Source organism: Neobacillus fumarioli NBRC 102428 (assembly GCF_001591485.1).
Taxonomy (GTDB): domain Bacteria; phylum Bacillota; class Bacilli; order Bacillales; family Cytobacillaceae; genus Neobacillus; species Neobacillus fumarioli.
In genome coordinates this window covers 1-11,958 of record NZ_BCUZ01000082.1, presented here as the reverse complement: position 1 = coordinate 11,958, position 11,958 = coordinate 1, and the positions used below count along the sequence as shown (strand labels likewise).

Below are 11,958 nucleotides of genomic sequence, written 5' to 3'. Positions count from 1 at the left end.
AATTTTTTAGGTTTTAAGAAATCGAGACAAGTTTTACTATAAAATCACTGCAATTGGCGAAGAGCCAAGTTTGATAAAGGAAAAAACAGCATTCATTAAGAGAAAGGGTATTCATTAAAGGATATGGGAACACCCTTTCTGGCAGTAACTAGATCATTTTAGTTACGGAAGTTTTAAAGAATGCCCCCCTTTTTTCATTTTCCAAGATGGCTAAACGAATTAGTTTTACCTTAATTTCTTTACTAAGTGAAAGCCATTCAGATGGATAAATCGTCATTTTATATCCCTCCAGTAAAAATTCGAAAATAGTATTTAGTTATTTTTCCCCCTTCTTCAAATGATGTAACATAGTTTTTATTTTCATTTTATTTGAAATTTCTACAGCATATTTCTTTTTCTTTCGCCAAAAAAAGACTGCAGCCGCAGTCTTTTTCTACTAAGTTGTTCTTCTTGTTCCTCTTAAGATGAGACTTAATATGAGTACGAGGATGATAGAACCGATCAGGGCCGGGATAATAAAGAATCCCCCGATAACAGGGCCCCAGCTTCCTAATAAAAAGGAACCAAGCCATGCACCAATAAATCCAGCGATTATATTTCCAATAATTCCTCCAGGTATATCACGACCTAATAAAAGTTCGGCCAGCCAGCCGATTACACCGCCCATAATTAATGTCCAAATTAATCCCATATTACGTTCTCTCCCTTCTATTAGATTAATGTTTATGTTAGTTATTTACCCCGATTTTTAACTCGTATACATGACCAGATTTTAATTCCTGCTGACACGCTTTTAATTCAGAGGTTAATTTCTCAAAGCGATCATCATCACGATCATCAAGGCATTTGTCAATTTCCATCATTAATAAACCAAGTTTTGTAATTGCTTCAACTTGTTGTTTTGGGTCATAATTCATAGGTTCTTCCAGGCGGTAATCGCTCGGTTTACTTAATTTCAGTCCACATTTACACAGCATTACATTCACATTTAATGCATAAAATTCATTATTGCCGCAAGCTTTACATACTAGTTTTCTCATATGTTTCCTCCTTTAACTCTACTTTTGAATTGTAAGTTAGTATTCTGTTATACCCGTCATTTAATTGATCCTAAACAAAATTTTTTAAGAAAAATAGGTTTTGATTTTTCAAGAAGCGGATAAATAATCAATAGAAAGCCGACGGTATTAATAATCGAATAAAAAGAGGAGGATGAGTCATAATGAAAGTTTCGCAACAAAATTTGGACAGTCTAATAGGAACCCGTATGATCGCGAGGCATAAAGAGAGTGGGAGACGGAGCTTGGATCAATATTTTAAGGAGCCGATCATTCATAGGGAGATTCAAGGGGATCGAATCTTTGTGCCATTAAATTTAGAGAAGGTTTGGAATGGATTATAAAATCAGACCTCAATTAGCAAAATCAAAAACATGACAATTGGGATATTAATTGTCATGTTTTTGATTATAGTAAAGGAATGTCAGAAATCAGCCTAAACTTTTTCATCCGGATTGATCTGATCTATTTTCACAGCGTCTTCTGTATTGAGGGCCTGTCGTATAAAATGTACAAAGATGCCCCCGGCCATTCCAAGGCAAATAACAAAACCAATGGTTGTTACCCACCACATCGCCATTTCTCATCCCCCTTTATAAAGAAGCCTTTCTAAAGGTATATGTGTACGGGGGATGAAATTTTCCTTTTACCTTTCGTCTTTTTTCTTTAATTCTGAATAATAATCCACCTTTTTAATATTTACGCCGACGAAGGTTTCGATAATCGACTGGCCTCCGGCAATGGAAAGAATTAACATGATCACGAAGCTTACTTTCGGAAATAACAAATAAAGCGCACCAAGGAAGACGGCACTCCAAATCCCGGCACACCAATAACATTTTAATAAATAACCAAACATGGATTTCGGGACTTCCTTTGTTTGCACTTCGCCGCTGGCTGTATGGGTTTGTACTTTTTTGACAAATGGCTTGCGGATAAATTCGGTAATCTTGTCAAATACGATTAAATGAGTCAAACGGTAGCTCGCCAAAATTAACATTATGTAGCTCATCCATGAAATATCTCTCACTTTTTTGTAATCCTCCTGAAAAGCTGCATGAGTTTATTTTGAGCTCGAAATCAAAAATCTATTTTCGGGTAAGATGAAAAAAATGAAAAAATCTGTTTCGGTTCATGTCCGGGTCAGTTTCTCATTCTCCAAGAATGAGAGGCTGACTTTTTTTAAGGCTTGAGACCTAGTCAAAATTCAAGCTCAGGCGCAATTATGAAAAAGAATCAAAAAAGGTAAGATGGTATCAAAATCAAGAAAGGGAGTGAAACGAAACATGAAAAAATTAGGTTTGTTGTTTGCCGGAGGGGTTGCGGCAGCTGTCCTGTTTTCCACGATCGGACCAATGGTGGGGTTAGCCGTCAGTGCTGTAGTGCTTTACTTTCTCTTTAAACAGTTTCTAAAGACGGATTCACTTGGGGCAAAAATTGGTCTTGCCATTCTGGGACTCGTCATTCTGTTGGCGTCCATCCACAACATCCCGGCTATTATCGGTGTTGCAGCAGCATGTGTATTATACCTTGTTTATAAAAAATGGAATCAGCCGAAATACCGTAAATCTAACAATGATTCCGATCCATTTGTTAACTTTGAAAAACAATGGCACGAGCTGAGCAAGAAAGCGTAAAGGGCTTAGAACCATTCAAGGGGTTGAATATAGGTTCTCTAAAAATGAATATGTATATGACATGGGAAAAATAGTAAAAGAATTGAACCAGTATATGATTACAAAATGTTTTTACTAGAGATTGTGGTGCAACATCTGGTTATTCACCTCAATGAACTATCTTAAATAAAGATGATCATTTTGAAAATAAATCAGGGAATGCATTTAGGGCAGGGAACAACTTTTCGATTAAATGGATTGATGAAAAGAATCTAAAGGTCATGTACGATCAATCTTCTGAAACTTATAAAATGAATAAAAAGGTTAATGGGGTTCAAATCGAATATTTGGCGAATAATTGAGGGAAAAAGCACCAGTAACTGGTGTTTTTTTGATGTGCATTTTTATGCTCTGGTTTTCTAATTTTCTCCTACTATTCACAGAACTTGTCTCATAAGCTGTAGTAAGTGAATTTAGTTTAAAGGAGAATAGGAAATTGGCTATTTACTTCAAAGGTTTTATCTTTTTAGCCGCTTCTGCATGTTTGGGAGAAGGAATTGAGTTCTTAACTAATATGATTCTGGCAAGAGAGTTAGGATCTCACGGGCTTGGGCTTTATATGTCGATCTTGCCGACGATTTTTCTAATCGTTTTGATTTCGAGCTTTGAACTGCCTGTATCCATTTCTAAGTTCATTGCGGAAAGGGAGGAGCGTTTTCACCGGAATATTCTTTATCATGCAGTTACGATCACCATTGTTTTTACCAGTATTTTATTTTTATTGGGTACCGGGATCATACCGTTAATTCCGTTGTTTCAATCCTTTCATCCCTACATTAAATGGATGGTCATTATCCTGATACCAGTGATTTCCTTTACATCGGTGGCCAGGGGTTATTTTATGGGGAAACAGGAAATGGGGAAAATTGCTGTATCTAATTTTCTCAGGAAAATCGCCCAGCTGGCTGTTTTATTTGGGGTGTTCCGTTTTTTTGATTTTAATGCGGAAACCTCCATATTAATCGCCATTGGTGCTTTTATAGGCAGCGAAATCGTTGTCTTTCTTTATTTAATTTACATGTTTGTTGTTCAATTCCAGCACCTGAAGCGCCAGCCATTTTCCAATTTAAATCGAAAAGCGGTACGGAAAAATTTAATGTCTGTGTCGATCCCGACAACAGGGATGCGAATCTTCTCTGCTTTTACGAATGCGATTCAACCGTTTATCATTAAAGGTGCACTGGTTCATTCAGGCTTGAGCGCAACTGTTGCAACAGAGCATTTTGGCATGCTGATGGGAGTGGCGGCTTCAATTGGATTTTTTCCGGCATTTATAGCCCATTCACTGCTGGTAGTTCTGATTCCGGGTGTATCGAAAACTTATTCGGAAAGAAATTATGTATCCTTGCAAAAAATGCTTCAGCAGGTCATAAAGATTACCCTTTTATACGGCATTCCGGCCGTTATATGTTTTTACTTCTTCGCACCGCAATTGACATCGTTATTTTTCAAATCAAGTGCTTCAGCCGCTTTCCTGCAATTACTATGGCCTTGTTTCTTATTTCATTACTTTGTCTTGCCGATGCAGGCCTTTATGATCGGACTTGACATGGTGAAAGAAGCCTTTTTGCATATTATCTGGGCAAACATTATTTGCTTTGCCCTGATTTTTGTACTTGGTTCTCGGCCGGAATGGCGGATGGACGGCGTGATTGTCGGCATGAATACAGAGGCTATGCTGCTTGCGCTGATGCATTATTTGACGATTTGTAAAAAAATCGGCGTGACCGTTTTTATGAAGGGGCTTATCGGAAAAACGACGGGACAGTAGAAAATAAATGAGGATAGCTAGCCTTCAATGAGGGCAAACTATCCTTTTTTTATTCAACTTAGATGACGCTTTCATTATTCTTCGGTATAATGCAATAAATAAAGATAAATAGGACAGTGGTAAAGGTGAAAAAAATAACAGTTGAAACATTAGTTCAGAAGTTTTCATTGAAAGTATTGGCCGGTGAAAATCAATTGCATAATATCATTACCCAATCACGGGTGCATCGTCCGGGCCTGGAATTTGTCGGTCATTTTGACTTTTTTCCGACAGAACGTGTCCAAATTTTAGGGAAAAAGGAAATCACCTATTTACATAAATTAAGCCACGAAGAACGTAAAATCCGAATCGGCAATATTGTCCATTATCACCCTCCTTGCTTTATCGTAACGGCTGGTGAGGAAGGGCTTACCTATTTAAAGCATCATTGTGAAGAACAGGGGATTCCTTTATTAATCACCAACAAGCCTGAGGTCACTTCAGAGTATATTCCGAAATTGGATGCGTATTTGGTAAAGGAATTAGCACCAGAGATTGCGGTACACGGAGTTTGTGTCAATGTGTCCGGCATTGGGATCTTACTTCGCGGAAATTCCGGGGTAGGGAAAAGTGAAACGGCGCACACCTTAATTCGCCGTGGACACCGGCTCGTGGCGGATGATATTGTTGTTCTTAAGAAGCTCAGTCCGCAAACCATTCTGGGTACTCATGATGAGAAAACAAAGGAGTTCTTGGCCCTTCGCAGTATTGGGCTGTTGAATGTGGTTCGTCTATACGGTCGAAAGGCTTTTCAAGATGAAACACGAATTGCTCTTGATATTCATTTGACGAAATGGGAAAAAGACGCCTTGTATAATGAATTGGAACAAAAAGTGAACTATACGGAATATATGGGTGTTAAGATTCCTTCTTTTGAAATCCAACTCCAGCCTGGACGAGATGTGGCAGGGTTAATTGAGGCAGCGGCAAATAACTGGTATTTGAAGCAGCAAGGATACAGCGCGGCAGAAGAGTTCTTGAGCAGAATTGAGGCTGAAATTACGGATTCCTGTACAGAAAACAAAGACTTATAAAAACCACTGCAAGAACAAATTTAGTGAACCTAATAATTGAGCCTCTCGTATTCTTTAACGAGAGGCTCTTATTTTTTATCAGTCTTTACTATTAAAGATTCCAAGTATACGAAGGATGCTGAGGAACAGGTTAATAAAATCTAAATATAGACTGAGAGCCATGAGTGGCACTTCCTCCGGTCTTACGCCGTAATGCTTCATTTGGCTGATATCGAAAAGAACATAGCCGCTGAAGACGACGACGCCAATAAAGGAATAGGCTAGCATCCCGGTAGTGCTTAATGGGAAGAAGATATTAAAAATTGAAATCGCCACTAACGCAAGCAAGGCTGCAAGCAGAAATCCGCCAAGGAAGGAAAAGTTCCGTTTGGATTTGGCTGCATAAATCGCAATTCCGGAAAAAACAACCGTTGTGCTGGCAAAGGCCATGATTACAACATTAGCACCAGCTGTTGAAGCGTAATGGGAAACGACTGGATACAATGTAATTCCCGAGATAAACGTAAAGGCATACAGAAAACCGTAAGAGATCGCTTTTTTTCGTCTGAAAAAGACAGCAGCCAAAATCATGACAAATTCTAAAATGGATAATGGTATAAATAAACCGACTGGTACGATGGTCCCAACCATTGTGCCCACAAAGGCAATGGCTAAGGATAAAGCAAACGTCCTGAGTACAGATGGCATCACTTCTGTTGATGTTTGTGGATACAAAGTCCTCACCTCAAATTTTTAATAGTTATATTAACATATACGAAAAAATGGTCAAGATGTTTCATTTTTTCTTGTAAAATCTTTTTCTGCCTTTAATAAATCGCGAATTTCCATTAACAACTCTTCTTTTTTGTCTATTTTCTTTTCCGTTTCTTCTTTTCGCTTGAAATGATTAATGACTTTTATAAATAGAAAAATGGAGAAAGAGATGATAAAGAAGTTAATGACATTCTGGATAAATTGACCGTATTTTAGCTGTGCACCGCCAATTTTAATCGCTAGGTCTGTAAAATTAATTCCTCCGGAAAGTAGCCCGATCAATGGCATAAGGACATCCTGAACAAGGGAAGAGACGATTTTCCCAAACGCACTGCCGATAATGACACCTACAGCAAGGTCGAGCACATTGCCTTTCATCGCAAATTGTTTAAATTCATTCCACATAATGATCCTCCAATTATAGCTAATATGAATTCGCCGATAATAGCCGAAAACTATCGATAAAGAAGTGAAGGCAAAGCATGGAGAAATACAACAAGAGCGGGGGAAATCCCAGCTCTTGTTGCGGAGTTATTAAAATGCCCAATTTCCTGCCCGAAAGATTGGTTCAACTTTTCCATCTTCTGTAATACCATCGATATCCATCTCACTAGAACCAATCATGAAATCTACATGTGTGATACTTTCGTTAAGACCATTTTCCTTTAATTGTTCAGAAGACATTTTCTTGCCGCCGTCAATGCAGAAGGAATAAGCACTGCCAATTGCCAAATGGTTAGAGGCGTTTTCGTCAAATAACGTATTAAAGAAAAGAATATTCGATTGTGAAATCGGCGAGTTATGAGGAACGAGTGCCACTTCACCAAGATATTGGGATCCTTCGTCGGTTTCGACCAGGTGTTTTAAAATTTCTTCGCCTTCTTCAGCCTTTACCCCAGTTATTTTCCCATTTTCAAATGTAATCGAGAAATTGTTGATAATATTTCCTCCGTAGCTAAGCGGCTTTGTGCTGGCAACAGTACCGTTCACTCCTGTTCTCAACGGCACGGTAAATACCTCTTCTGTCGGCATGTTGGCCATAAATTCCACGCCATTCTCGTTCACGCTGCCGGCGCCGACCCAGAGATGATTTTTCGGAAGTTCAATCGTCAAGTCTGTGCCGGGTGCCTTGTAATGAAGTTTGGCATAGCGTTTTTCATTTAAATAATTGACTTTTTCATGCAGAGTTTCATCATGCTTTTTCCATGCTTCGATCGGGTTATCAGTATCGACACGGACCGCTTTAAAAATCGCGTCCCAAAGTTTTGCTACCTGCTGGTCGCTTGGAACGTCCGGGAATACTTTAGCCGCCCAGGCCGGAGAAGCAGCAGCGACCACCGTCCAACTCACCTTGTCAGATTGAATCGCTTTCCGGTAATTATGTAAAGCTTTCCCGGCTGCTTTATTGAAATTGGCAATTCGTCCTGGGTGGATCCCTTTTAATAAATCAGGGCTTTGCGATACGACCGACATGAACGCAGCCCCCTTCTCGACAAGGGCTTCCTGTTCTTTTGCCCGCCACTCGGGATATTCATGGAACACTTCATCCGGAGCCAATTCATATTTCGTTCTGGCAACAACATCATCGTTCCAGTTCACAATCACATTATATGCCCCTGCTTCATAGGCTTTTTTCACAATAAGGCGGACAAACTCAGCTGCATCTAATGAACCAGAAATGACTAATGTTTGTCCTTTTTGAATATTGACACCAACTTTTACGGCAAGCTCTGCATACTTTTCCAAATTCCTTTGAAAATCGCTCATATTTTTGTCTCCTTTGCCATAATCTTCACTTTTTATTCTAACGTTTTTATTAGGAAAAAGAAACCAAGATTACGCTCCCAGTTTCATCTCCTTTTTTTGATAGGAATAAAACATGGCCCAGTACACAGCCGCACTTGCCAAGGCCAAAATAGAAAGCACGATAAAAGTCCAAGGGTAGCCGATCCAAACGGTCATGGGAATAGCGATTGGTGCGGTCGTTCTGCTGGCTGTAAACCGAAGACTTGAGGCAGCGAAATATTGTCCGCGCAGATGCTCAGGAGCAATTTTCGAAATGAAGCTTTGCTGCAGCCCGGCAGTCATTAATTCGGAAAAGGTAAAGACACCCATAGCGAAAATAAATCCCCAGAGCCAATGAGTCTGACTAAACATCAGCATCGAAATGGCATAAAAAAAGGAGGAAAGGACGAACACATTCCGTTCGTTAAACCTGGACATCCATTTCGTTACAACGACTGTGAATAGTGCAACGAAAAAGCCATTCTCTGCAAGAACAAGTCCGAATGCCTGCTCCCCATTTAGCGTAACTGTCCAGCCCCCGGCGGAAAACAAACTTTGCGTTGCAGTCACATCCTTAATGTAAACAGGTAGTACTAGGTCCAACTGCATAAATGTCTGACCTGCCAGTAAACCGGCAATGATATACAGAAGAAAGGTTTGATCTTTTAGAATTACGGAATAATCCTTCAACTGATTCCGTAAAAAATAATACCAGTTTCCGTCAATATCCGACGTTTTCATTCCTTGCTTTGGCGCCGTTTCCCGGGTCCATTTGGCTAAAATAAGACTCAATACTATACATACGATTCCGGCAGTCAGCAAAAGTTCAAAACGATACTTAACATAAAAAATAGCCCCCAATAACGGACCGATCACGACAGCAATATTGATGGACGTGTAAAAAATGGCAAACACGCTGCTGCGGTTTTTTTCATCTACTACGTCAGCTACCATCGCCTGACTGGCCGGCCAGTAAAATGCACCGAAAACACCGGAAGCAGCAAAGGAGACAAAGCCTACCCACGGCGATTGAAACCACGGGGAACTGGCTAGGGCAAAGAATAAAAATGACAACCCTTGGCCTAAAGATGAAAACACCATCATCCTCTTTCTACCAAAACGGTCAGCGCAATACCCGCCCAAAAGGTTCGCGATCACAGAGAAAATTTGTGAAAAAACGAATAGAAATCCTGCTTTGTTTTTGCCAAATGTATCGGCAAAATAAATCGATAGAAAAGGAAAAAACATCCAATAGGTAATATTCATCATCGCCTCGCCAAACAGGCGGATTTTTAAATTTATATCCCAATCTCTAATTTTCATGGTTAGATCCTCGTTTCCGAATTTCTCCGCTACTTCATCATACTACCGGAAATGGAGAAAACCAAGAAAAAAATAGGTACAATTGTACCTATTTTTCTTCTAATGCCTGTTTCAGCAAATCGCCTAAGCTGGTACCGAAATCTTCTTTTTTGCTGTATTTTTGTACAAGCTTGCGTTCTTCTCGTTTATTGATGGCTTTTTTCTTTTCTTCTGCTTTCTCGACAACATTACAAGGCCTGCATTGGAAATAGAGTCCTGCTTTTCCTTCATGGACTTCCATTTTCTTATGGCATTGCGGGCAGCGGCGGTTGGACAGCTTCGGGTCTTTGCGCCGGCGGTAATGGCATTCCAGGTTGGAGCAGACCAGAATTTTCCCTTCCTTTGTATTGCGTTCCTTTAAAAATGAATGGCATTCCGGGCATTTTGAGCCGGTGAGATTATGAGCCCGATACGATTTATCGCTTGCTTTGATTTCTGAAACAAGCTGCTCGGTTTGCCGTCGGATTCTTTGTAAGAACACTTTCGGGTCTGCTTTTCCTTTAGAAATCCGCTCGAGTTCTTGCTCCCATTTTGCTGTAAGTTCCGGCGATTTTAATTCATCATTGACAAGTTCGATTAATTGTTTGCCCTTCTTGGTCGGATGAAAGCGGCCGTTTTGCCGTTCAACCACTTCTGTTTCTACAAGCCTTTCAATGATTTCGGCTCTTGTTGCCGGAGTGCCTAAACCAAATTTCTCCATTTGGGCAAGAACATCCGCTTCCTTCATACGCTCGGGAGGCTCTGTCCATTTCTGCTGGATCATTCCATTTTTAACGGAATAAGCCTGGCCTTGGTTTAATTTTTGTAGTCCGGTTATTTCGTTGTCTGAGTCCTCTTTTCCAAGAATCTTTTTGAAACCTAAGGTTAAAACATTGGTTTCTTTTGCTGTAAAGGTTTCCCCCTCTACCTTGAACGATGCATGAATTGTTTCATATTCATAGGCAGGATAAAAGAGAGCAAGGAATCTTCTGGCGATGAGGTCGTAAATTTTTCTTTCATCAGAATCGAGATCACTGATGTTTAATCTCTGTTCTGTTGGTATGATCGCATGGTGGTCGGTTACTTTTTCATTGTTAAACACCCGCTTGGCCATGACTTTTCCGGTGTTTGCCAAGAGCGGGCGAACCTCGTCTTTATAGCCTGAAGACATTCCCTCAAGGCGATCCATCATCGTTCCGGCCATGTCGGTTGTTAAATAGCGTGAATCTGTCCTTGGATAGGTCACCAATTTGTGTTGTTCATAAAGCCGCTGCAGTACGGTTAATGTTTTTTTCGCGGAAAACCCAAAGCGTTTGTTAGCGTCCCTTTGCAGCTCGGTTAAGTCGTATGGGAGAGGCTGCGGCTCTGACTTTTTCTTGCGGTCGATTTTTTCAAGTACAGCTTTTTTGCCATCGACTCTTCTTAAAATGTTTTCCGCTTCGGCTTTAGCGAAAATCCGTTTTTCATTGTTCTTTTCCCAGTCGGTAGTAAGAGGTCCGATCTCGGCGCGGATTGTCCAATATTCTTTCGGCACGAATCTTTGGATTTGCTGCTCTCGTTCAAGAATCATCGCAAGGGTCGGAGTTTGGACGCGGCCTGCTGACAGCGGATCTTTGTATTTGGTTGTTAGGGCTCTTGTTACATTTAATCCGATTAGCCAGTCGGCTTCGGCGCGGCAAACGGCGGAATGATACAAATCATCAAATTGTCTGCCGGGTTTTAATTGTTTAAAGCCTTCTTTAATGGCTTTATCCGTTTGCGACGAAATCCACAGCCGTTTGATAGGCTTGTTCCAATGAAGTTTTTCGAGAATCCAGCGAGCAACCAATTCACCTTCACGCCCGGCATCTGTTGCAATAATACAGTCTTTAATATCCTTCCGTTTTGCCAAGGCCTCAATGGCACGGTATTGGTGGCTCGTCTGTTTAATTACTTTTAGTCCCATTTTCGGCGGGATAATAGGCAAATCCTCTAAATTCCAAGTTTTGTATTTTGTATCGTAATGCTCGGGCATTTTCAATTCAATTAAATGGCCCAGCGCCCATGTCACAATATATTGATTGCCTTCTAAATAACTTTTATGTGTTTGTTTGCATCCAAGCACACGGGCAAGCTCCCGCGCAACACTTGGCTTTTCTGCCAATACAAGAGATTTCATAATGACTCCTTTCAGGTAAAACTCTTATTTTTAGTATAACGGAAATTGAAGTGAATTAGTAATTTGTTGCTGTTATTGGCCATTTGTAGAATAGAATGAGTGCATTGTTCTTTCTTATATTATCCTGCTAAAGTGATAATGTAATAAAATTCAGAGAATTTAATTGACAGAAAGGGTTTTCTTCACATAAAATAATTATCAGCAGTATAATTTTTTTGAAAAGGATGATCCTTATGAGGCACCATCAAGAAATGATATTCGCTTTTATAGAAGAGGCTGGACTCCAAATCTAAACAGATCGGAATCCAGCCTCTTTCTTTATTATACTAAAGTGAGGTAGTGT

Annotated in this window: 14 protein-coding genes; 4 read left to right on the top strand and 10 right to left on the bottom strand. The window is 40.1% G+C overall.

The features are described from left to right. Positions 1-148: 148 nt before the first annotated feature. The 3 genes from BFU02S_RS17525 to BFU02S_RS11555 all read right to left on the bottom strand — a co-directional run bounded on the left by BFU02S_RS17525 (position 149) and on the right by BFU02S_RS11555 (position 1,040). The gene (locus BFU02S_RS17525; protein WP_268872904.1) at positions 149-277 is read right to left on the bottom strand and encodes a hypothetical protein; all 129 of its coding nucleotides are present in this window, start codon (positions 275-277) and stop codon (positions 149-151) included. Between the two features lie 159 nt (positions 278-436). Next, the gene (locus BFU02S_RS11560) at positions 437-691 is read right to left on the bottom strand and encodes a GlsB/YeaQ/YmgE family stress response membrane protein (RefSeq protein WP_066370683.1); all 255 of its coding nucleotides are present in this window, start codon (positions 689-691) and stop codon (positions 437-439) included. A gap of 37 nt (positions 692-728) precedes the next feature. Then, on the bottom strand, positions 729-1,040 hold the full coding sequence (locus tag BFU02S_RS11555) for an IDEAL domain-containing protein (RefSeq protein ID WP_066370679.1): 312 nt from the start codon (positions 1,038-1,040) through the stop codon (positions 729-731). A gap of 182 nt (positions 1,041-1,222) precedes the next feature. Between BFU02S_RS11555 and BFU02S_RS11550 the strand changes: the two genes are divergently transcribed. Continuing rightward, the gene (locus BFU02S_RS11550) at positions 1,223-1,402 is read left to right on the top strand and encodes a hypothetical protein (RefSeq protein WP_066370677.1); all 180 of its coding nucleotides are present in this window, start codon (positions 1,223-1,225) and stop codon (positions 1,400-1,402) included. Between the two features lie 92 nt (positions 1,403-1,494). Here the strand turns inward: BFU02S_RS11550 and BFU02S_RS17025 are convergent, their stop codons facing one another. Beyond that, entirely contained in the window at positions 1,495-1,638 is a 144-nt protein-coding gene (locus BFU02S_RS17025) for a hypothetical protein (protein ID WP_169797598.1), read from the bottom strand. Between the two features lie 66 nt (positions 1,639-1,704). Next, positions 1,705-2,088, bottom strand: a complete 384-nt coding sequence (locus BFU02S_RS11545; protein ID WP_157075916.1) for a DUF1360 domain-containing protein — start codon at positions 2,086-2,088, stop codon at positions 1,705-1,707. Positions 2,089-2,344: 256 nt separating this feature from the next. Between BFU02S_RS11545 and BFU02S_RS11540 the strand changes: the two genes are divergently transcribed. The 3 genes from BFU02S_RS11540 to hprK all read left to right on the top strand — a co-directional run bounded on the left by BFU02S_RS11540 (position 2,345) and on the right by hprK (position 5,578). Next, a complete protein-coding gene (locus tag BFU02S_RS11540) occupies positions 2,345-2,695 on the top strand; it encodes a lmo0954 family membrane protein (RefSeq protein ID WP_066370672.1) in 351 nt (116 codons plus the stop codon). Positions 2,696-3,170: 475 nt separating this feature from the next. Then, complete coding sequence (locus tag BFU02S_RS11535) at positions 3,171-4,505, top strand: polysaccharide biosynthesis protein (RefSeq protein WP_066370669.1); 1,335 nt, start codon at positions 3,171-3,173, stop codon at positions 4,503-4,505. Between the two features lie 125 nt (positions 4,506-4,630). Next, positions 4,631-5,578 carry an HPr(Ser) kinase/phosphatase gene (hprK, locus tag BFU02S_RS11530; RefSeq protein WP_066370667.1) on the top strand — a complete coding sequence of 316 codons (948 nt, stop codon included), beginning with the start codon at positions 4,631-4,633 and terminating at the stop codon, positions 5,576-5,578. A 78-nt stretch (positions 5,579-5,656) separates the two neighbouring features. Here hprK and BFU02S_RS11525 read toward each other — a convergent pair whose 3' ends face one another. The 5 genes from BFU02S_RS11525 to BFU02S_RS11505 form a co-directional block, all read right to left on the bottom strand. Next, positions 5,657-6,301 carry a Bax inhibitor-1/YccA family protein gene (locus tag BFU02S_RS11525; protein WP_439951009.1) on the bottom strand — a complete coding sequence of 215 codons (645 nt, stop codon included), beginning with the start codon at positions 6,299-6,301 and terminating at the stop codon, positions 5,657-5,659. 42 nt (positions 6,302-6,343) lie between these two features. Next, positions 6,344-6,736 carry a large conductance mechanosensitive channel protein MscL gene (mscL, locus tag BFU02S_RS11520; RefSeq protein WP_066370666.1) on the bottom strand — a complete coding sequence of 131 codons (393 nt, stop codon included), beginning with the start codon at positions 6,734-6,736 and terminating at the stop codon, positions 6,344-6,346. A 129-nt stretch (positions 6,737-6,865) separates the two neighbouring features. Further along, entirely contained in the window at positions 6,866-8,098 is a 1,233-nt protein-coding gene (locus BFU02S_RS11515; protein WP_066370664.1) for an aminopeptidase, read from the bottom strand. A 69-nt stretch (positions 8,099-8,167) separates the two neighbouring features. After that, positions 8,168-9,439 carry an MDR family MFS transporter gene (locus BFU02S_RS11510; protein ID WP_066370663.1) on the bottom strand — a complete coding sequence of 424 codons (1,272 nt, stop codon included), beginning with the start codon at positions 9,437-9,439 and terminating at the stop codon, positions 8,168-8,170. An 88-nt stretch (positions 9,440-9,527) separates the two neighbouring features. Then, positions 9,528-11,615: a DNA topoisomerase III gene (locus BFU02S_RS11505; RefSeq protein ID WP_066370661.1), complete on the bottom strand. Its 2,088-nt coding sequence runs from the start codon at positions 11,613-11,615 to the stop codon at positions 9,528-9,530. Positions 11,616-11,958: the final 343 nt, after the last annotated feature.

Bases quoted from the DNA above. Each gene is read 5' to 3' on its own strand.
- BFU02S_RS17525 (WP_268872904.1), bottom strand. From the start codon at position 277: ATGACGATTTATCCATCTGAATGGCTTTCACTTAGTAAAGAAATTAAG.
- BFU02S_RS11560 (WP_066370683.1), bottom strand. From the start codon at position 691: ATGGGATTAATTTGGACATTAATTATGGGCGGTGTAATCGGCTGGCTG.
- BFU02S_RS11555 (WP_066370679.1), bottom strand. From the start codon at position 1,040: ATGAGAAAACTAGTATGTAAAGCTTGCGGCAATAATGAATTTTATGCA.
- BFU02S_RS11550 (WP_066370677.1), top strand. From the start codon at position 1,223: ATGAAAGTTTCGCAACAAAATTTGGACAGTCTAATAGGAACCCGTATG.
- BFU02S_RS17025 (WP_169797598.1), bottom strand. From the start codon at position 1,638: ATGGCGATGTGGTGGGTAACAACCATTGGTTTTGTTATTTGCCTTGGA.
- BFU02S_RS11540 (WP_066370672.1), top strand. From the start codon at position 2,345: ATGAAAAAATTAGGTTTGTTGTTTGCCGGAGGGGTTGCGGCAGCTGTC.
- mscL (WP_066370666.1), bottom strand. From the start codon at position 6,736: ATGTGGAATGAATTTAAACAATTTGCGATGAAAGGCAATGTGCTCGAC.
- BFU02S_RS11515 (WP_066370664.1), bottom strand. From the start codon at position 8,098: ATGAGCGATTTTCAAAGGAATTTGGAAAAGTATGCAGAGCTTGCCGTA.
- BFU02S_RS11510 (WP_066370663.1), bottom strand. From the start codon at position 9,439: ATGAAAATTAGAGATTGGGATATAAATTTAAAAATCCGCCTGTTTGGC.
- BFU02S_RS11505 (WP_066370661.1), bottom strand. From the start codon at position 11,615: ATGAAATCTCTTGTATTGGCAGAAAAGCCAAGTGTTGCGCGGGAGCTT.